Genomic DNA, 19,900 nt, shown 5'->3' with positions numbered 1-19,900 from the left:
ACATGAGCGGATGGACCAACGATGACCTCGAGGCGATCGGCGATGCCGAAGAACTGAGGATCGCCTCCCGGCGGTCCGACGGCTCCCTGCGCCCGTACATCATCATCTGGGTCGTCCGCCACGGTGACGAGCTCTACGTGCGTTCGGCCTACGGACCCGACAACCCCTGGTTCGTCCGCGCCCGGCGCAGCGGTTCTGGCCGTATCGCCGCAGGCGGTGTCGAGCGCGATGTGCGAATCATCGATCCGGGCACCGACGCCGAGCTCCACGAGGCCCTCGATGCGGCGTACCGCGCCAAGTACGGAAGCCATCCGCCGCGCGTCGTCGCCACGGTGGTCGGACCGCAGGTGGTCACCACGACGCTCCGGCTCGACCCGGTCCCCTGACGGCAGCTCGGAGCCGACATGATGCGGGGCCGGATGTCGCGGCTGCGGCATCCGGCCCCGTCATGTCGGACCGGGAAGGCCCGGCGCGGCGGTCAGGCCTCGGCGGTGCGAGCGGTGCGCCGGCGCCCGACGAAGATGCCGAGCAGTATCATGACCACGCCCAGGCCGAGATGCAGCCAGTTGTCTGCGTTGTTGAGGGGCACGAAGTTGGCCGGGTTGTCACCGCTCACGAACAGGCCGTAGAGCCAGATCAGCAGGTACACGGCACCACCCCAGATGAGGTAGTTGCGTGATGCCGCGGCGCTGATCGCGACGGCGACACCCACCACGCCGTAGAGCAGGTGCACGATGTTGTGCAGGATCGACACCTGGAAGACCCCGAGCAGCAGCGCGCCCGACTCGTGGCCCGCGAAGAGCATCGCGTCGACGTTGGTCGTCAGGCCGGGGATGAATCCGGCGATTCCGACCACGAGGAAGACGATGCCGAGGATGAGGGCGGTCTTCTGGATGGGGGTCTCGGCGTAGCGGGTGCGGCCAGTCGTATCGCGTGTGGCACTCATGGTTCCTTCCCTTCGCTGTGTGTTGCCTGATACTCCTCCTAACCCGGAAGATACTCCTTCCGCACCCGGAACGGGCCATTCACCGAACCCTTGACATCCCGCAGCGGGAGCCGCTACGGGATCCCGGGGATCTCCCTGCGGGGTCCAGCCGATGCACCACGGCACCGACCTGTCAAGGGGAGGCGGGACCGTTCCCGCCGTGCGACGGTTGGGGCATGAACACGCAGGATGCACCGATCGAAGACGGCCACGACGAGGCGACCGACGACCAGCGGCTCGAAGGAGTGATCCAGCAGGTGCGCGCCGACGTCGCCCTCGGCAATGTCGACGGCACGCGCGAGATGGTGCGGCAACGCCTCTCGGAGGCGGGCATGCCCGCGTCCGAGAACGACATCGACGCGGTCATGAGCGCGGTCGACGGCGGCACGCCCGCCGGCTGATCAGCCGCCCCGACTCCACTCGAGCAGGCGCTCGACGGGCCAGGTCGTCACGATTCGCTCGGCCGGCACGCCGTTGTCCTCCGCGCGCGCGGCGCCCAGGTCGAGGAAGGAGAAGTGCCCCGGCGCGTGCGCATCGGTGTCGATGCTGAAGAGGCATCCGGCCTCGAGCGCGAGCTGGATGAGCTCGTCGGGCGGATCCTGACGCTCTGGGCGGGAGTTGATCTCGACCGCGACGTCGTACTCGGCGCACGCGGCGAACACGGCTCGTGCGTCGAACGTCGACTGCGGTCGGGTGCCGCGCGACCCTTCGACGAGCCGGCCGGTGCAGTGCCCGAGCACGTTCATGCGCGGGGTCTCGATCGCTCGGAGCATCCGTTCCGTCATCTCACGTGATTCCATGCGCAACTTGGAATGCACGCTCGCGACCACCACGTCGAGACGGCCGAGCATGGCGGGCGACTGGTCGAGGGTGCCGTCGAGCAGGATGTCGGTCTCGATTCCCGAGAGCAGTCGGATGCCGCCACCGCCGAGTTCGGTCACGGCGTTCAGCTCGTCGAGGACGCCGAGCTGCTGCTCGAGCCGTTCGGCGCTCAGGCCGTTCGCGATCGTGAGGTTCGGCGAGTGATCGGAGATCACGAGGTACTCGAGTCCCACGAGCTGCGCAGCGCGCGCCATCGTCTCGATCGGGGTCGTGCCGTCGGACCACTCGGTGTGGCTGTGCAGGTCGCCCTTCAGCTTGGAGCGAAGGCCGTCGCCGGATGCCGCGACGGCGGGGCCGCTGCGCTCGCGCAGGTCTGCGAGGTACGCCGGCACCTGCCCGGCGACCGCCTCGGCGATGACCGCGTACGTGCTCGCGCCGATGCCCTTCGTGCGCTTCAGCGTGCCGTCGCGCACGCGTGCGGCGAGCTCGTCGGGCGAATACGCGCCGATCACGTCGGCGGCGCGCCGGAACGCCTTCGACTTGAACGACGACGCCCGATCCCGTTCCAGCAGGAAGGCGATCTCCTCGAGCGCTGCGACCGGGTCCATCGCCTCATTCTGGCCGAGGTCGGGTCGACGAGGGAACTGCGGCTCGCGGCATCCGCCCGTCGCAGGTCGGATGCCGCTACAGCTCGACGACCGTCATGCCCGACCCCGAGGCTCCGGCCGTGCCCATCGCGGCGAGCGCGCTGGGCACCTCCTCGAGGCCGATGCGCCGACCCACCAGCTCGATCGGCCGGAAGTCGCCCGACGCGACCGCGCCGAGCATCGAGGGGTACTCGTGGGCGGCCATGCCGTGGCTGCCCAGGATCTCGAGCTCACCCGCGATGACCGCGTCCATGGGCATGGCCGCGAGCGCGCTGTCGCCGAGCATCAGCCCCACCTGCACGTGCCGACCGCGCTTCTTGAGGCTTCGCACCGAGGCGAAGGAGGTCTCGGTGCTGCCGAACGCGTCGACCGACACGTCGACGCCGCCACCGGATGCCTCGACGATGCGCTCGGCCGCCCCCTCGCCCCCACGCACGGGGACGGCACCCAGCTGCTCGGCCGCGGCGAGCGCCGCGTCGGAGACGTCGACGCCGTACACCTTCACCCCCGCAGCGAGGGCGATCAGGATCGCCGAGAGGCCGACGCCGCCGCATCCGTGCACCGCGACCTGCTCGCCGGGAGCGAGCCGGCTGCGCGACACGATCGCGCGATAGGCGGTGGCGAAGCGGCATCCGAGTGATGCGGCCTCGACGAAGCCGAGCGAGTCGGGCAGGCGGATGAGGTTCAGCTCGGCCTCGTCGACCACCACGTACTCGGCGAACGACCCCCAGTGCGTGAAGCCCGGCTGCGACTGGTCGTCGCACACCTGTTCGTTGCCCGACCGGCACTCGGGGCAGCGGCCGCAGGCGCAGATGAAGGGCGCCGTGACGCGGTCGCCGACCCTCCAGCCGCCGGCGGCGGCCGCGGAGCCGAGCACCGCGATCTCGCCGGCGAACTCGTGCCCGGGCACATGCGGCAGCGCGACCGTGTCGTCGTGGCCCATCCAGGCGTGCCAATCGCTGCGGCACAACCCGGTCGCCCGCACTCGGATGACGGCTCCGCGGGGCGGACATGCCGGTTCGGGCACGTCGACGAGTGCGGGGGCCTCGCCGAAGGCGGTGAAGAGCACGGCGCGCACAGGGGTCCTCCGATTCGGGTCGATCCGTCGTCGAGCCGAGGCTCGCGGATGTCGCGGCAGCAGTGTGCCGATCGACGATCGGATGCCGCGGGGCGGGCATCCGTCGCAGCGCGTCGCCCGCGACATCCGTGAGCCTACCGGCACGCGCGTCCGACGTCGGTGGCCGTCGATAGGTTCGAGGCATGGATCTCATCCTCATTCCCGGATTCTGGCTCGATGCGTCGTCGTGGCAGCGGGTGACGCCCGTGCTCGAAGAGGCCGGGCACCGCGTGCATCCCGTGACGCTGCCCGGTCTCGAGTCGGTCGACGCCGACCGCTCGGGCGTCGGCCTGCGCGACCACATCGACGCCGTGGTGCGACTCGTCGACGGATTCGACGAGCCGGTCGTGCTCGTCGGTCATTCGGGCGGCGGCGCCATCGCGCACGGCGTCGTCGACGCGCGGCCCGACCGCATCGCGCGTGTCGTCTACGTCGATGCGGGCCCTCAGGCCCATGGCGATGCGATCAACGACCAACTCCCGGTCGTCGACGGCGAGATACCGCTGCCCGACTGGTGCGTGTTCGAGGAGCCCGATCTCGTCGACCTCGACGACGAGCTTCGCGCCGAGTTCCGCTCGCGGGCCATTCCGCACCCCCGTGCTGCGGCATCCGATCCGATGGTTCTCCGCGACGAGCGGCGGTACGACGTGCCGATCACCGTGATCGCGTGCGAGTTCCCGAGCTCGGTGCTGACCGGGGCCGTCGCCGCCGGCGCCCCATGGACCCGCGAGCTCGCCGCGGTCAAGCACGTCGACTACGTCGACCTGCCCACGGGCCACTGGCCGCAGTTCACGAAGCCGGTGCAACTCGGGCAGGCGATCGTCTCGGCGCTCGACTGATCAGAGCAGCGCTCGCCCGATCAGAGCTGGGAGCCGTCCACCCCGAACGTGTCGCATGCGCCGGCGCCCTGCTCGTACCCCGTCTCGAACCACCGCATGCGCTGCTCACTCGACCCGTGGGTGAACGTGTGCGGGTTCACCTGGCCCTGCATGGTCTCCTGGATGCGGTCGTCGCCCACCGCCGCGGCCGCATCGATGGCCTGCGCGTACTCGTCGCGCGAGATGGGCTGGAGGAATGGCACGCCTTCGGGGTCCTCCGTGCTCGAGGCCGCCGCCGCCCATGAGCCGGCGAAGCAGTCGGCCTGCAGCTCGACCCGCACGGCGTTCGACGTCGGCCCGGTCTGGCCGTCCTGCGCCCGCTGGAGGATCCCGGCGATGTTCTGCACATGGTGTCCCCACTCGTGCGCCACGACGTACATCTCGGCGAGGGGGCCACCGCTCGCCCCGAACTGGCTCTCCAGCTGGTCGTAGAAGCTCGTATCGATGTAGATGGTCTGGTCGGGCGGGCAGTAGAACGGCCCGGTGGCCGACGAGGCGTTGCCGCATCCGGTCGCGACCGCCTGCTCGAAGAGGATGAAGTTCTGCGGACCGGCGTATTCGACCCCGATGGCGGGCGCCTCCTCCTGCCAGTACTCCTCGAGCGAGGCCGAGGCGCCCTGCATGCGGCATTCGATGCGCTCATTCGCGTCCTGGCCGGTCAGGCACTGCTCGAGCGCCGAGTCGCTCGCGGGCGGCTGACCCTGGCCGCCGCCGAGCAGGCCGGTGAGGTCGACGCCGAGGAACTGCGAGAGCACGAACAGCGCGACGACGCCCAGCCCACCTCCGACCGCGATGCCGGTGTTGCGCCCTCGGTGGGATGCCTTGCCGCCGCTGATGTCGGAGTTCGGGTTGAACGTCATGATCCGAAGCTACCTCGCACGGTCGGCCGTGCCCTCATTTCGGGGCCGACTCTGCCGACCCGTTGACATCCGTCGTCGTTTCCGCTTCGGTTCCCCCGTCGTCGTCGGGGTCATCCGAGTCGGCTGCGTCGTCATCGCCGTCGCCGCCCCGCGCGAATCGATCGGTCGCCTGGATGAGCGCATCGAGGATGCCGGGCTCGTCGAACGCGTGGCCCGCATCGGGCACGATCCGCAGTTCCGCCTCGGGCCACGCGGCATGCAGGTCCCACGCCGTCATCATGGGCGTGCACACGTCGTACCGACCCTGCACGATCACCGCCGGAATCCCGGCCAGCCGGTGGGCGTCCCGGATCAGCTGACCCTCCTCCCACCACCCGCCGTGCCGGAAGTAGTGGTTCTCGATGCGAGCGAACGCGGTCGCGTACTCGGGCTGCGTGTAGCGCTCGATGTTCTCGGGGTCGGGCACGAGGCTGATGGTCGACGACTCCCACCGCGACCAGGCGATCGCCGCCGGCTCATGCACGTCGGGATCGGGGTTGCTGAGCAGGCGCGAGTACGCCTCGATGAGATGACCGCGTTCGAGCACCGGGACCGGCGCGACGAACTCCTCCCAGAGGTCGGGGAAGATGGCCGAGGCGCCTCCCTCGTAGAACCAGTCGAGCTCCGAGCGACGCAGGGTGAAGATGCCGCGCAGCACCAGTTCGGTGACCCGCTCGGGGTGCGTCTCGGCGTAGGCGAGCGCGAGGGCACTTCCCCACGACCCGCCGAAGACCATCCAGCGGTCGATTCCGAGGTGACGCCGCAGCCGTTCCATGTCGGCGATGAGATGCCAGCTCGTGTTCGCGGAGAGGTCGGCATCGGGCCGGCTGGCGTGGGGGATGGACAGCCCGCACCCTCGCTGGTCGAACAGCACGATCCGATACCGGGCGGGGTCGAAGAGCCGCCGATGGGTGGGCGTGGTGCCACCCCCGGGTCCGCCGTGCAGGAACACCACTGGCTTGCCGGCGAGATTGCCCGACACCTCCCAGTAGATGTGCTGCCCGTCGCCGACATCCAACATGCCCGTCTCGAGCGGCTCGATCTCCGGGTACAGGTCTCTCATGACCACACGGTAACGATGCGCGGATGCCGCGCCCCGCCGCCGCGCCGCGGCATCCGGGTGGAGCGCCCCTGATCTTCGAGAGGAGCATTCGGTCCCCCTTTAGGGGGACTGGGTGCGCCTCTCGTGAAGCCGTATTCTCAAACGTGCGAACCAGAGTTTTTCTCAGATGTTCGCGGACTACAGCCGGAGAGGGTGCTCGCATTCCCTCCGGCGGAGCATTACCGGCTCCGCACCCAGCCCGGGATTACCCGCCCGGGACTGCCCGGGGTACCCACCCGGGCGAGTAGGCGGCTTTACCCGCAGTAAACCCGAAACAGGCCGACCGTGAACACTCCGCGTCGGCGAGCCGACTCGCCGATCGCTCGAACCCGACTCTCAGCGCCGAACGAATGCGGCGCGTGCGCCCTTCGGAGCCGACGATGACGTCGGCCAGAATGACGGATGCAGCCCCGTTCGCCCCCTCGGCGACTGCGGTCGAGAGCGGGCGCGCGATTCGCCGACGTGTCACCGTCGCCCGAGGTAATGCCGCCTTCTGGGTGCGGCCCATCCGTTGGCGACTCGCCGCGACCGACACGGCGGTCGTCTTCGCGAGCATCGCGACGGCGACGGCGGGCGGCCCCGCGACCGAACCCGCCGTCCTGAGCGCCTCGAGGTCGCAGTACGCGGCGATCGCCGGCTTGACGGCCATCACCTGGCTTGCGTGCATCGCGTCGTCCCACACGCGTGATGACCGCGTGCTCGGCATGGGCGCCCTGGAGTACCGTCGAATCGCCACCGCCACGGTGTTCGAGTTCGGCATCCTCGCGTTGATCGTGCTCGTCGCGGGGCTGCACCTGACCCGGACGTTCGTGCTCATCGCCCTTCCCGTCGGGCTGTTCGGCCTGCTGCTCGAGCGCTGGCTCTGGCGCAAGTGGCTGCTCGCCCAGCGCCGAATGGGCAAGTACCTCGCTCGCGCCATCGTCGTCGGCGAGGCCAGCGACGCCGAATACGTCGTGCACCGCATCGGCGAGCGCCGTGGCGTCGGCTACCGGGTGATCGGCGTCGCGACGAACTCCCCGAGTCATCCGTTCTTCGATGAAGGCGGCACGAGTGTCCCCGTCGTCGCGGCCATCCCGGACGTCGGCGACCGGGCGCGCGAGCTCGGCGCCGAAGCGGTGATCATCGCCGGACGAACGCCAGGTGACAGCGAGTTCATCCGGGAGCTGAGCTGGCAGCTCGAAGGCAGCGGGGCCGAACTGGTGCTCTCCAGTCCGCTCACCGACGTGGCCGGTCCGCGGATCCACTTCCATCCGGTCGAGGGACTGCCGCTCATCCAGGTCGAGATCCCTCAGTTCGAGGGCGGGAAGCACGCGCTGAAGCGCGGCTTCGACCTGGTGGCGGCGAGCCTCGGGCTGCTGGTGATCGCGCCCGTCCTCCTCGCGATCGCCGTGGCGATCCGGCTCGACGGACCGGGGCCCATCCTGTACGCGCAGGATCGCGTCGGGCGCGACGGACGCACGTTCCGGATGCTGAAGTTCCGCACCATGGTGCCCGACGCGGACCAACGGCTGCGGGCGCTCGCGGCGCTCAACGAGGGGTCGGGACCGCTCTTCAAGCTGCACGACGACCCGCGCGTCACCTCCGTCGGCCGATTCCTGCGGCGGCATTCCCTCGATGAGCTGCCGCAGCTGTTCAACGTGCTCCGCGGTGACATGAGCATGGTCGGCCCACGTCCTCCGCTCACCTGCGAGGTCGAGGAGTACGAGGGGCACGTGCATCGGCGCCTCCTGATCAAGCCGGGCCTCACCGGTCTGTGGCAGGTGAGCGGGCGCAGCGACCTGGAGTGGGACGAGGGGGTGCGGCTCGACCTCTATTACGTCGAGAACTGGTCGCTGACGGGCGACCTCATGCTGATCTGGCGCACGTTGCGCGTCGTCCTGCGAGGGGACGGAGCGTACTGATGACCGATCGACGCCTCATCCGCGAGCGCCCGACTGACGGACGCGTCGGATACGCGGGCGGCGCGTTCGACCTGTTCCACGTCGGACACCTCAACATCCTGAAGCACGCGCGGAACGAGTGCGACTTCCTGATCGCGGGCGTGGTCTCCGACGAGGTCTTGCGTGCGACGAAGGGATCACTGCCGGTCGTCCCCCTCAACGAGCGGATCGAGATCGTGCGGAGCGTGAGGTACGTCGACGATGCGGTCGCCGAGACCGAACTCGACAAGCTCGACACCTGGCGGGCGGTCGGGTTCGACGTGTACTTCAAGGGCGGGGACTGGAAGGGCACCGAGCGCGGCAGGCGCCTCGAGCGGCGGTTCGCGGCCGTCGGCGTCGAGGTCGTGTACTTCCCGTACACCATGACGACCTCGAGCACGATCCTCCGTCGCGCCCTCGCGGTGCTCGCCGACGACGCCGAGGCCTCGGCTCGAGCGGAGGGCGTGCACTGATGCCCAGGCGAGCGCTGATCACCGGGATCACGGGTCAGGACGGCTCGTACCTCGCGGAGTTCCTCCTCGAGCGGGGCTACGAGGTGCATGGCCTGAAGCGGCGCTCGTCGCAGTTCAACACGCAGCGCATCGACCACCTCTACGAGGATCCCCACGCCGAGCACCGCCGGCTCATCCTGCACCACGGCGACCTCACCGATGCGACGAACCTGACGCGCATCGTCCGTGACGTCGAGCCCGACGAGATCTACAACCTCGCCGCGCAGTCGCACGTGGCCGTGAGCTTCGAGGAGCCCGAGTACACGGCCGACGTGAACGGCCTCGGCACGCTTCGCCTGCTCGAGGCGATCAGGCTCCTGCGGATGACCGACCGCGTCCGCTTCTACCAGGCCTCGACGTCGGAGTTGTTCGGCAAGGTGATGGAGACGCCGCAGCGCGAGACCACGCCGTTCTACCCACGCTCGCCCTACGCCGTCTCCAAGCTGTTCGCCTTCTGGATCACGGTGAACTACCGCGAGGCCTACGGCATGTTCGCCTGCAACGGCGTCCTGTTCAACCACGAGTCACCCCGGCGCGGCGAGACCTTCGTGACCAGGAAGATCACGCGTGGCATCGCCAACTGCGCTCAAGGCCTCGAGCGGTGCCTCTACCTCGGCAACCTCGACGCGCGGCGCGACTGGGGCCACGCCCGCGACTACGTGCGACTGCAGTGGATGATGCTGCAGCGAGAGACCCCCGAGGACTTCGTCATCGCGAGTGGGGTGCAGCACTCGGTACGCCAGTTCACCCGGTGGGCCGCCGAGGAGGTCGGGATCACGCTCCGCTTCGAGGGCTCGGGCCTCGACGAGGTCGGCGTGGTCGACGAGGTCATCGGTTCGCAGGCGCCCGGCGTCCACGCCGGTGATGTCATCGTGAGGGTCGACCCGCGCTACTACCGCCCGACCGAGGTCGACACCCTGCTCGGGGATGCGTCGAAGGCCCGGCACGAGTTCGGGTGGCTGCCCGAGATCGGCGCGAGCGAGCTGTGCTCCGAGATGATGTCCGTCGACTTCGCCGCCGCGGAGCAGCAGGCGCTCCTGCGGTCGCTGGGCTATCCGGCACTGATCCCGGTGGAGGCCTGACATGGCCAGACCTCGGATCTACGTGGCCGGCCACACCGGAATGGTGGGCTCCGCGATCGCGCGGCGACTCGCGGGGCTCGGTCGAGGCGAGGTCGTCACCCGTACCCGTTCGCAACTCGACCTCACCGATCAGGCCGCCGTGCGGGCCTTCTTCTCCGCCGAGGCCATCGACGAGGTGTACCTCGCCGCGGCACGGGTCGGCGGCATCCATGCGAACGCGACGTACCCCGCCGAATTCGCGTACGAGAACCTCATGATCGAGGCCAACGTCATCCGCGCCGCGCACGACTTCGGGGTCGAGCGACTGCTGTTCCTCGGCTCGTCGTGCATCTACCCGAAGTACGCGCCGCAGCCGATCGCCGAGGAAGCCCTGCTGTCCGGGCCGCTCGAACCCACCAACGAGGCGTACGCGATCGCGAAGATCGCGGGCATCTCGCTCTGCGAGAGCCTCCGAACGCAGTTCGGCCGCGACTACCGCGCGGTGATGCCGACCAACCTGTACGGCACCGGCGACCGGTACCACCCCCTGAACAGTCACGTCATCCCGGGCCTCATCCGCCGGTTCCATGAGGCACGAGTCAGCGGCGCGCACGAAGTCGTCGTCTGGGGCACGGGCACTCCCCGGCGGGAGTTCCTGCACGTCGACGACCTCGCGGCCGCGAGCGTCTTCGTCATGGAGTGCCCCCGCGCCGAGTACGAGGCCACGGTCGGCGATCACCGCATCTCCATCAACGTCGGCAGCGGCACCGACCTCACCATCCGGGAACTCGCCGACCTCATCGCCGAGGTCGTCGGCTTCCACGGGCTGGTCTCGTTCGACCCGTCGATGCCCGATGGAACGCCGCGGAAGCTCCTCGACGTCTCGCGCCTCAACCGCCTCGGCTGGACATCGTCGATCGCCCTCGCCGACGGGCTCCGCCGCACGTACGCGGAGTACATGGCCGAGCTGGCCCGGGTCGAGGCCCCGTCCCCGTCCGTCGCAGGAGGTGCGCCATGACCGAGTCGGACCTCGAGCCGATGCCCGAGGACTGGACCGAGACTCCGAAGCCCCCGCGGCGGCCTCGGCCGCTGCGTTGGATCATCGCCGGCGTCGTCGGGCTCGCGGTCGTCGCCGCGGGATTCGGCATCGCCAGGATGGCCGCGCCACCGCCGGAAGACGGCACCGAACCCGTCGACGCCGCGCTGCAGGAGGAGCAGGAGCCGCCTCCCCCGCCGCTCGAGTACCCCATGCCGACACCGGCGCCCCTGGGCGATGAAGCCGAGGCGAGCGAAGCCGTCGTCACCAGCGTGGAGACGCTCATCGCGGCCACCAACGAGGTGCTGCAGCGCGGCGACGGCGGCTTCGAGGGCATCGAGTCCGTCGCGACCGGCTTCGTCGAGGGCGAGGTCCAGGCGCTCGCGATCGAGCGTGAGCACCTCGGTTACACGCAGACCGGCGAGGCCACCGTCACGAGTGTGGACGTGCAGTCGATCGACCTCGCGGCGTCGCCTCCGACGGCCGTGCTCGAGGTCTGCATCGACACGAGCGACCTCGACGTGCTCGACGCGAACGGTGAGTCGGTCGCCGACCAGCTCTACCGACCGGGCCACCCGGTCGTGCACCTGTACGGAGCCGTCTACGTCGACGGCCTCTGGCGACTGTCCACCCACGAAATCCCCGACGGCGCGACCTGCGGGTGAGAGGACGAGGCTGATCATGAACACAGCGACCCGTCGAACGGGACACATCAGGCGGGCTGCGCTCGCCCTCGGCACATCGGCGGTGATGGCGGCATCCCTGCTGATGTTCACCGCCACCCCGAGTACGGCGGCCGATCCGCTGCCCGACGGCAAGACCTCGCTGACGGCCGCGGGCTCGTGCTGGGAGGCGAAGCAGAACTATCCGGCGTCCACGGACGGGATCTACTGGCTGCTCACCCCGGCCCTCAAGGCGCCCGCGGAGTTCTACTGCGACATGACCACCGACGGCGGCGGGTGGGTGCTCGTCGGGCGAGGTCGCGAGGGATGGAAGAACAACTACAACGGCCTGCGCACGCCGGAGATCCTCCGAACCACCGTCACCGGGCAGAACGCGTTCCTCGTCGCGCAGCTTCCGGCGCTGACGGTCGACGGACTGCTGAACAACGGCGCCGTCAGCGCGCTCACGGACGGCGTGCGGCTGCGCCGCGCGACGAACTCGACCGGCACGACCTGGCAGGAGGTTCGCTTCGCGATGCCGAGGCGCGACCGCTGGATCTGGACGTTCCGGGGTGAGCACCCCGTCGGCAGCTGGCGATTCGACACGACGACCGGCTCGGGCGGCACGACGAACAGTTTCGGCAACAACACGCAGTTCCGCCGGGTCGACACGAACGTCCGCCAGGCGCAGGGCTGGGTCGGCGGCTTCGGGTACGGCTCCTCGGTCGCCGGGCAGAACGCCGCCTCGTCATACCTCTACTCGGCGACGAACGGTGCCGGCAACGCGATTCCGTTCACGCAGGTGTACCTGCGGCCGCGGCTTCGCATCTCGCAGATGACCTTCGCGGCCATTCCCGACGCCGGCGCTCCTGCGCAGACGTTGCGCGCGATGCCCGACAGCGACGCCCGCCCGACGGTGTGGGGCGTCACCGGGCAGGCGAACGGCGTCGACGGCGAGCTCAACACCGAGGTCTCGGCATTCGCGCAGATCGGCAGCCGGGTGTACGTCGGCGGCAACTTCCAGTTCGTGCAGCGGACACTCAACGCGACCGGCTCGAACAAGGTCGAGCGGCACTTCCTCGCCGCGTTCGACGTCAACACCGGCGAGTTCATCCCGGGCTTCCAGCCGGTGCTGAACAACCAGGTGAAGGCCCTCGCCGCCCTACCCGACGGCCGACTCGCGGTCGGCGGGCAGTTCTCGCAGGCCAACGGCGCCGCTCGATCGGCGTTCGTCATCGTCAACGCGACGACGGGTGCGACGACGGGCTGGCAGGTCGACGCCGAGAACCGGACGGCCGGCGGTGCCGCTCAGGTGCGCGGTCTGTCGGTCAACGGGCAGAACCTCTACCTGTCGGGCGCGTTCACGCACCTCGTGGGCTCCGGCGGCGTGACGTCGAGTTCGTGGAACGGCGGCCGGATCAACCTCGCTGCCGGCGCTCCCGACACCAACTGGAACCCCAACCTCAACGGCACGAGCGTCGGCATCGAAGCCGCGACCGACGGGGCACGCGCGTACTTCTCGGGGTACTTCAAGCAGAGCGGTTCGACCTCGACGCCCAACTCCGCGGCGTTCACGTCGGCGGCCGGCGCCCCGTTGGCGCAGCCGCTGTGGGTACCGACGTTCAGCACCACCGACCCGACGCGCGGCTGGCAGCTCGGCGTGGCCGAATCGAGCGGTCGGGTCTTCGTCGGCGGTTCCGAGCACAGCCTCTTCGGGTACGACCGGAACACCTTCAGTCGGGTGAGCGGCAGCATCACCAAGGCCGGCGGCGACTTCCAGGTCGTCGAGGCGAACACCGACACCGTGTTCGCCGGGTGCCACTGCGGCGACTTCTCCTACCAGGACGCCTACACGTGGAGCAACATCGGCTCGAACTGGACCCAGGGCGACAGCATCAACCTGTTCGGGGCGTGGGATGCCGCGACCGGGAGGTACATCGCCGACTTCAACCCCATCACGCAGGCTCGCCGGGGCTTCGGCGTCTGGGCCCTCTTCCAGGACTCCACGGGAACGCTCTGGGTCGGCGGCGACCTCGCCTTCTCGACTCGGGCAGCCCAGGTCAACCAGTGGGCCGGCGGCTTCACCCGCTTCGCCATGCGCGACTCCGCGGCACCGTCGACACCGGGCGGTGCCTCGGCGACGCCGGTGAACGGCACGACCGCGCTGCTCAGCTGGTCGGCGTCGAGCGACAATCGCGGCGTCACCGGGTACGAGGTGATCCGCGACAACAAGGCCATCGGCACGACGACGGCCACCGAGATGACCGTGCCCGTCGCGACCACCCCGACGCGCTACTTCGTGCGGGCCGTGGATGCCGCGGGCAACCGCTCCGCGACGACGACGGTCGTGCTCGTCGCACCGCCGTCGGCGGACGACCTGACGTTCGTGGTCACGGGCGACACCTGGCGCTGGCAGTACACGTCTGCGGCATGGCAGCCGGGATGGAACGACCGCGGGTTCAACGACTCCTCGTGGTCGCAGGGTCCGTCGTTCCTGGGCTTCAACTCCTCGCTCATCCAGACCGACATCTCGGTCGGAGCGCCTTCGCCACGACCGCTCAGCGCCCAGTTCCGAAGGTCGTTCAACGTGACCGATCCGGCGACCGTGGTGAACGGCGTCATCTCGGTCGTCGCCGATGACGGCGTCGTCGTGTACGTCAACGGCGTCGAGATCGGGCGCAGCAACATGCCCACCGGAACGCTGACGCAGAACTCGTTCGCGACGGCGGCACCACGCACCTCGACCGCTTCGGCGAACCGCGTCGAGTTCGCGGTGCCCGACGGGCTCCTCGTCGCCGGCACGAACGTGGTCGCGGCATCCACGCACCTGAACTACCGTTCGACGCCCGACGCCAGCTTCGACCTGCGATTCAACGCGAAGCGCGGCACGAGCCAGGCGCCGGCCCCGCCCACCGTGACGGCGACGGCGACGGGTGCGTCGTCGGTGCAGCTGTCGTGGACGCATCCGTCACCCGCGTCGATCGACGAATACGTGGTGTCGCGCAACGGCACGGAGATCACGCGCGTGGATGCCCCGGGCACCTCGTTCACCGACACGGGCCTCACCGCCGAGACGACCTACTCGTACTCGGTCGTCGCGATCGACGGGGCGGGTCGCCTCTCGGCGCCGGGAACGGCGCAGGCGACGACGGCGAGTGAGCCGACGAATCCGAACGCCACGCTCGTCGCTGCGGGGAGCCAGTGGCGGTGGCAGTACCTCTCGACGGCGTGGGATGCCGCGTGGAACCAGCCGGGATACGACGACTCCGGGTGGTCGACGGGCGGCGCGCCGCTCGGCTTCGGATCGGCGCTCGGCACCGACATCTCGGTCGGCGCGCCATCCCCGCGGCCACTCAGCGCGCAGTTCCGGCACCAGTTCACGGTGAGCGATCCGAACGAGTTCGCGACCGCGACCGTGAGCGTGATCGCCAACGACGGCGTGGTCGTGTACCTGAACGGCACCGAGATCGCACGCGGCAACATGCCGACCGGCACGCTCGGCCAGAACACCTACGCGACGGCGGCGCCGCGCACCACCACGGCGAACGCCAACCCCGTCGTCGTGCAGGTGCCGGTCTCGCTGCTGGTGGCCGGGCAGAACGTGCTGGCCGCCTCGACCCACCTGAACTACCGGTCGACGCCCGACGCGAGCTTCGAGCTGACGCTCACGGCCGTGCGATGATCCGCCCGCCGAGGGGGATGGACAGATGGCGACTGACGAACGCCGGAGCTACCCGGAGGCCCTCGAGCGCCTGACGGCGGCTCAGAAGCCCGGGGCGGGCGTGCCCGCCTATCTCCGGTGGGTGAACCGCGGGCTCGGTCGCCGTGCGGCAGCGGTCGCCTACGTGGCACGGTGGAGCCCGAACCAGGTCACGGCGGTGAGCATGCTGCTGTCCCTCGCCGGAATGGTGGTGCTCGCAGCCGTCGAGGCATCCGTCGTCTCCGCGATCGCGGCGAGCGTGCTGCTGCTGGCGGGATATGCGCTCGATTCGGCCGATGGGCAGCTCGCGAGGCTGACGGGCGGCGGGTCGGTCGCGGGCGAGTGGCTCGACCACGTGATCGACGCGTTCCGCCTCCCGCTGTTCCACGTCGCCGTGACGGTGTACCTGCTGCGGGAGACCGGATCGCTCGCGCTCGCGGGCATCGGCGTGGCGTTCTCGGTGCTCGCATCGGCCTGGTTCTTCGCGCAGACCCTGGCCGAGAAGCTCGCACCCGGGGCATCCGATGGGTCGACGGATGCCCCGGTCTGGGTGTCGTTCGCCAAGCTCCCCTATGACGTCGGCGTGCTCTACCTCATCGTGCTCACGGCCGCCTGGCCTGCGGTGTTCCTCTCGGCGTACGTGGCGCTGCTCGTGATCACGGCCGCGGTCGCCGTGCTCTCGATGGGGCGCAAGTACCGTGGGCTCGCCCGCTCGAAGGTCGCGGTCGCGGCCCATCGGGAGTGACGCGTGTCGACCGCCACCCGAGTCGCGGTGCCGATGTCGGAGACGTCGGTTCCTCCGTCGCCGGCCCTCGCGACCTCGCGACGACCCCCGACGTCGACGGGGCCTGCCGCGCGGAAGGAGCTCCCGGCGTGGCCGGTGCTCGTGCTGCTCTGGGGCATGCCCGCGTGGTGGGCGTTCGGATTGCTGCCGTTCTACCTGCAGATCATGTCGGTGCCGATGGTGGCGTATCTGATCCAGCGCGGCCGTGTGTCGATCGTGCCCGGCACGATCCCATGGCTCGCCTTCGTCGTGTGGATGCTCCCCTGCGCGCTCATGCTCGACTCGCTCGGCCGGGTCGTCGGCTTCGGCATGCGGTTCACGCAGTTCGCGGGCATCGCCATCGCGTTGGTCTACCTCCTCAATGCGCCACGGTCGCTGTCGGTCCGACGCGTCCTGACCGCCCTGAGCTTCACGTGGGGGTTCATCATCGTCTGCGGCTACCTCGGCATGATCTGGCCCGACGGAGAACTCACCCTGACGATCGGGCGCGTGCTCCCGGCATCCGTGCTCGAGAACGAGTACGTGAAGGACCTCGTGTTCCCCGGGTTCTCGGAGGTGCAGGATCCCTGGGGCGCCGAGGAGCCGTTCGTGCGGCCGTCGGCGCCGTTCCCCTATGCGAACGGGTGGGGCGCCTCGCTCGTCATCCTGACTCCCGCTGCGATCGCCGCGGCGCTGGAACGCGGCACGGTCAACGCCTTCGGCTGGTTCCTGGCCATGGCGGGACTCGCGGTGCCGCCGGCCGTGGCATCGAGCAACCGGGGTCTGTTCCTCGGACTGATCATCGGCGTCGCGTATGTCTCGGTGCGGCTCCTGCTGCGGGGGCGGTGGGTCGCCTTCGTAGTGGTGGGCATCCTGAGCTCGGGAGTCGTGTTCCTGCTCTCCGCCTCGGGCGCGGTCGAGGCGATCGTCGCCCGACAGGAGGTCGCGGACACCACGACCGGGCGCAGCCTGCTCTACGACGAGACGTTCGCGCGCACGCTCGAATCGCCGATCCTCGGGTTCGGCTCACCGCGGCCGTCGCTCACGAGCGAGATCACCGTCGGCACCCAGGGCACGCTCTGGAACACGATGTTCTGCTTCGGATTCGTGGGGCTCGCGCTGTTCGCGTGGTTCCTCATCGGGGGCGTGATCCGCACGGCTGCCGCCCCCAACACGATCGCGCTGTGGCTGCATGCCGCGGTCGTGAGCTCCTGTGTCGTGGCGGTCTTCTACGGACTCGATCGCCACCTGCTCGCCATCTGCCTCATCCTCGGCCTCCTGCTGCGCGAGCGGTACCTCCCGTCGTCGACGCTCTGGCGGCGAGACCCGCTGAGGGGAGGCGCGCATGCGAACTGAACGCCTGGCGCAGAGCGGCCTGCTCGGCCTCGTCGGCTCGGTCGTCGCCGCGGCCGCCGCCTTCGCCGTCGCACTCGTCGTGGGCAACGCCCTCGGGACCTACGGCACCGGCCTGTTCTTCCAGGCGGTCGGCGTCTTCACCATCGCGAGCCAGGTGCTGCGCCTCGGAACGAACAGCGGGATCGTGCGGACCGTGTCCGAGCAGCACGCGTTCGGGCGCCGGGGTGAGGCGTGGCGTACGATCCTCATCGCCGCGGTACCCGTCGCAGTGCTGTCGACGCTCGTCGCCGCCGTGCTGTGGTGGTCGGCCCCATGGCTCGCCGGGTGGCTCGTGGCCCCCGGCGGGAGCGAACAGTTCGAGGGGTACCTGCGGCTCATGGCGCCCTTCATCCCCGCGGGAGCGGTGCTCGCGGTCCTCCAGATGTCCTCCCGCATGCTGGATGGCATCGTCACCTACACCGCGGCGCACGCGATCGCCTATCCGATCGCCCGTCTGGGGGCCGTCGTCCTCGCGGTGCTCGCCATCGGCTCGGCCTACAGCAGCTTCGCGGCGTGGCTCTGGGCCATTCCGGTCTGGCTGGTCGTGGCCGTCGCCCTGCTGGCGCGTCCGTTCGTGCAGGACTGGCGGCGGCGCGCCGACGCACTCGAGACGCTTCCCGTGGCGACTCGCCGGTTCTGGGCATTCAGCTCCGCGCGAGCAGTCGGCGGGTCGCTCGAGATCCTGCTCGAGTGGTCGGACGTGCTCATCGTCGCGGCACTGACCTCGCCCGCCGAGGCCGGCGTGTATGCGATCGTGACCCGTACCGTGCGTGCGGGTCAGGTGGTCGATCACTCGATGCGCATCGCGGTGACGCCGACGATCTCACGACTGCTCGCCCGCGGCGAGTCGTCGGCGACCCGAGCATTGCACACGTCGGTGACCCGGGCGATGATCCTCATCAGCTGGCCGTTCTACCTCACGCTCGCGATCATGGGCCCGGCGATCCTCGGGCTGTTCGGACCCGGCTTCGAGTCGGGTGCAGCGCCACTCGTCATCCTCGCGGGCGCGATGATGGTCGCGTCGAGCGCCGGCATGCTCCAGAGCATCATCCTCCAGGGCGGCCACAGCAGCTGGCAGGTCGGCAACAAGTCGGTGGTGCTCGCCGCGAGCGTCGCGTTCAACCTGCTGCTCGTGCCCGTGCTCGGGATCATGGGCGCCGCCGTGACCTGGGCGGTCATCGTCCTGCTCGACACGGCGATCGCCGCCTGGCAGGTCCACCGACGGATGCGCGTGGGCCCCTACCTGAGGCCCCTCGTCCCCGCGATGGCCGTGCCGGTGATCGTCTTCGGGGTCGGCCTCGGCGTCGCCCGGCTGGCGTTCGGCACGTCCGCCAGCGCCCTCATCGGCGGGGTGATCGGCGTCGGGCTCGTGTACGCCGCCGTGCTCTGGGTGCTTCGGAGGCGGCTCGGCATCGAGTCACTGTGGCGGGAGGCGCCCGGCCTTCGCAGGCTGGTCGATCGATCGATGCAGGCGGGGTGAGCACCATGTCGTTGCCACCCGTGACCGCGGTCGTGCCGACGCACGAGCGACCCGAGCTGATGCGGCGCGCGGTGCAGAGCATCCTCGACCAGGAGTACGCCGGCGACGTGGAGGTCGTCGTGGTGTTCGACGCCTGCGAGCCCGTGCTGCCCGCCGTCGACCTCCGAGCCCGGCGCGCCCTTCGCGGCGTCGTCAACGAGCGCAGCCGGGGGCTCGCCGGCGCCAGGAACACGGGCATCCTCGCGGCACGCCACGAGCTCGTCGCCTTCCTCGACGACGACGACGTCTGGTTGCCCGGCAAGCTCGCGACCCAGGTCGGGGCGATCAGGTCGAACCCCGAGGCCGCGCTGGTGGGGACCGCGATGGTCGTCGACGACGGCACCCGTGAGCATGAACGCCTCGTCGGCTCCGACTGGGTCACGCACGACATGCTCCTGCACGACCGCCTCGCCGGACTGCACTCCTCGAGCTTCCTGTTCCGGCGTTCGGCGCTGCTCGACGAGATCGGCCTCATCGACGAGGAGCTGCCGCGCAGCTACGGAGAGGACTACGACATCCTCCTGCGCACGTCGGAGCTCGGTGCCGTCCACGTCGTCGACCGACCGTTCGTGCGCGTGACCTGGCAGGGGCAGTCGTACTTCTTCGGACGCTGGAACGACTACGCGGACGCCCTCGAGTACCTGCTCGCGAAGCATCCCGCCTTCGGCCGCAGCGACCGCGCCATCGCACGGATCGAGTCGCAGATCGCGTTCGCACGCGCGTCAGCGGCACGCCAGAGGGACGGCGCCCGATGGGCCCGCCGCTCCCTGCGACACTCTCCGACCCAGGTGAAGTCCTACCTCGCCCTGCTCATCGCGGCGAGGCTCGTCACCCCGCGACAGGTCACGCGGGTCGCGGCCCGGTTCGGGAAGGGGATCTGACC

Annotated in this window: 18 protein-coding genes; 13 read left to right on the top strand and 5 right to left on the bottom strand. The window is 69.9% G+C overall.

Annotated features, from left to right (window positions below):
* Positions 1-2 precede the first annotated feature (2 nt).
* Positions 3-386: a DUF2255 family protein gene (locus HUS56_RS10895; RefSeq protein WP_173923457.1), complete on the top strand. Its 384-nt coding sequence runs from the start codon at positions 3-5 to the stop codon at positions 384-386.
* A gap of 92 nt (positions 387-478) precedes the next feature.
* On the opposite strand, the gene HUS56_RS10890 is transcribed toward HUS56_RS10895, so the two are convergent.
* A complete protein-coding gene (locus HUS56_RS10890; protein WP_173923456.1) occupies positions 479-946 on the bottom strand; it encodes a DUF4383 domain-containing protein in 468 nt (155 codons plus the stop codon).
* 215 nt (positions 947-1,161) lie between these two features.
* Between HUS56_RS10890 and HUS56_RS10885 the strand changes: the two genes are divergently transcribed.
* Complete coding sequence (locus tag HUS56_RS10885; RefSeq protein ID WP_173923455.1) at positions 1,162-1,386, top strand: hypothetical protein; 225 nt, start codon at positions 1,162-1,164, stop codon at positions 1,384-1,386.
* On the opposite strand, the gene HUS56_RS10880 is transcribed toward HUS56_RS10885, so the two are convergent.
* Both HUS56_RS10880 and HUS56_RS10875 read right to left on the bottom strand, forming a co-directional pair.
* Complete coding sequence (locus tag HUS56_RS10880) at positions 1,387-2,415, bottom strand: PHP domain-containing protein (protein ID WP_173923454.1); 1,029 nt, start codon at positions 2,413-2,415, stop codon at positions 1,387-1,389.
* A gap of 76 nt (positions 2,416-2,491) precedes the next feature.
* Entirely contained in the window at positions 2,492-3,532 is a 1,041-nt protein-coding gene (locus HUS56_RS10875) for a zinc-dependent alcohol dehydrogenase family protein (RefSeq protein ID WP_173923453.1), read from the bottom strand.
* Positions 3,533-3,714: 182 nt separating this feature from the next.
* Between HUS56_RS10875 and HUS56_RS10870 the strand changes: the two genes are divergently transcribed.
* Positions 3,715-4,410 (top strand): alpha/beta fold hydrolase, encoded by a 696-nt coding sequence (locus tag HUS56_RS10870; protein WP_173923452.1) that lies wholly within the window; start codon positions 3,715-3,717, stop codon positions 4,408-4,410.
* A gap of 20 nt (positions 4,411-4,430) precedes the next feature.
* Here HUS56_RS10870 and HUS56_RS10865 read toward each other — a convergent pair whose 3' ends face one another.
* Positions 4,431-5,309: a neutral zinc metallopeptidase gene (locus tag HUS56_RS10865; RefSeq protein ID WP_173923451.1), complete on the bottom strand. Its 879-nt coding sequence runs from the start codon at positions 5,307-5,309 to the stop codon at positions 4,431-4,433.
* A gap of 34 nt (positions 5,310-5,343) precedes the next feature.
* Positions 5,344-6,411 (bottom strand): prolyl aminopeptidase, encoded by a 1,068-nt coding sequence (pip, locus tag HUS56_RS10860; protein WP_173923450.1) that lies wholly within the window; start codon positions 6,409-6,411, stop codon positions 5,344-5,346.
* Between the two features lie 419 nt (positions 6,412-6,830).
* Here pip and HUS56_RS10855 point away from each other — a divergent pair, with 419 nt between their 5' ends.
* From HUS56_RS10855 to HUS56_RS10810, 10 genes are read left to right on the top strand one after another with little or no spacing between them, the layout of a single operon-like run.
* A complete protein-coding gene (locus HUS56_RS10855; RefSeq protein WP_173923449.1) occupies positions 6,831-8,351 on the top strand; it encodes a sugar transferase in 1,521 nt (506 codons plus the stop codon).
* Complete coding sequence (locus HUS56_RS10850; RefSeq protein WP_173923448.1) at positions 8,351-8,842, top strand: adenylyltransferase/cytidyltransferase family protein; 492 nt, start codon at positions 8,351-8,353, stop codon at positions 8,840-8,842. Before HUS56_RS10855 ends, HUS56_RS10850 begins: the two co-directional genes overlap by 1 nt.
* Complete coding sequence (gene gmd, locus HUS56_RS10845; RefSeq protein ID WP_173923447.1) at positions 8,842-9,963, top strand: GDP-mannose 4,6-dehydratase; 1,122 nt, start codon at positions 8,842-8,844, stop codon at positions 9,961-9,963. Before HUS56_RS10850 ends, gmd begins: the two co-directional genes overlap by 1 nt.
* Before the next feature lies 1 nt (position 9,964).
* On the top strand, positions 9,965-10,960 hold the full coding sequence (locus HUS56_RS10840) for a GDP-L-fucose synthase (protein ID WP_173923446.1): 996 nt from the start codon (positions 9,965-9,967) through the stop codon (positions 10,958-10,960).
* Positions 10,957-11,643, top strand: a complete 687-nt coding sequence (locus HUS56_RS10835) for a hypothetical protein (protein WP_173923445.1) — start codon at positions 10,957-10,959, stop codon at positions 11,641-11,643. Before HUS56_RS10840 ends, HUS56_RS10835 begins: the two co-directional genes overlap by 4 nt.
* Before the next feature lie 16 nt (positions 11,644-11,659).
* Positions 11,660-15,322 (top strand): fibrinogen-like YCDxxxxGGGW domain-containing protein, encoded by a 3,663-nt coding sequence (locus tag HUS56_RS10830; RefSeq protein ID WP_173923444.1) that lies wholly within the window; start codon positions 11,660-11,662, stop codon positions 15,320-15,322.
* A gap of 25 nt (positions 15,323-15,347) precedes the next feature.
* A complete protein-coding gene (locus tag HUS56_RS10825) occupies positions 15,348-16,085 on the top strand; it encodes a CDP-alcohol phosphatidyltransferase family protein (protein WP_173923443.1) in 738 nt (245 codons plus the stop codon).
* Between the two features lie 3 nt (positions 16,086-16,088).
* On the top strand, positions 16,089-17,459 hold the full coding sequence (locus HUS56_RS10820; RefSeq protein WP_173923442.1) for an O-antigen ligase domain-containing protein: 1,371 nt from the start codon (positions 16,089-16,091) through the stop codon (positions 17,457-17,459).
* On the top strand, positions 17,449-18,978 hold the full coding sequence (locus HUS56_RS10815; RefSeq protein ID WP_173923441.1) for a lipopolysaccharide biosynthesis protein: 1,530 nt from the start codon (positions 17,449-17,451) through the stop codon (positions 18,976-18,978). Before HUS56_RS10820 ends, HUS56_RS10815 begins: the two co-directional genes overlap by 11 nt.
* 5 nt (positions 18,979-18,983) lie before the next feature.
* Complete coding sequence (locus HUS56_RS10810) at positions 18,984-19,898, top strand: glycosyltransferase family 2 protein (RefSeq protein ID WP_173923440.1); 915 nt, start codon at positions 18,984-18,986, stop codon at positions 19,896-19,898.
* The last annotated feature ends 2 nt before the right edge of the window (positions 19,899-19,900 follow it).

It is taken from the genome of Agromyces sp. Marseille-P2726, from assembly GCF_902809835.1.
In the GTDB taxonomy this organism is placed as follows: Bacteria; Actinomycetota; Actinomycetes; order Actinomycetales; family Microbacteriaceae; genus Agromyces.
This window is presented reverse-complemented; position numbering and strand designations above follow the sequence as displayed.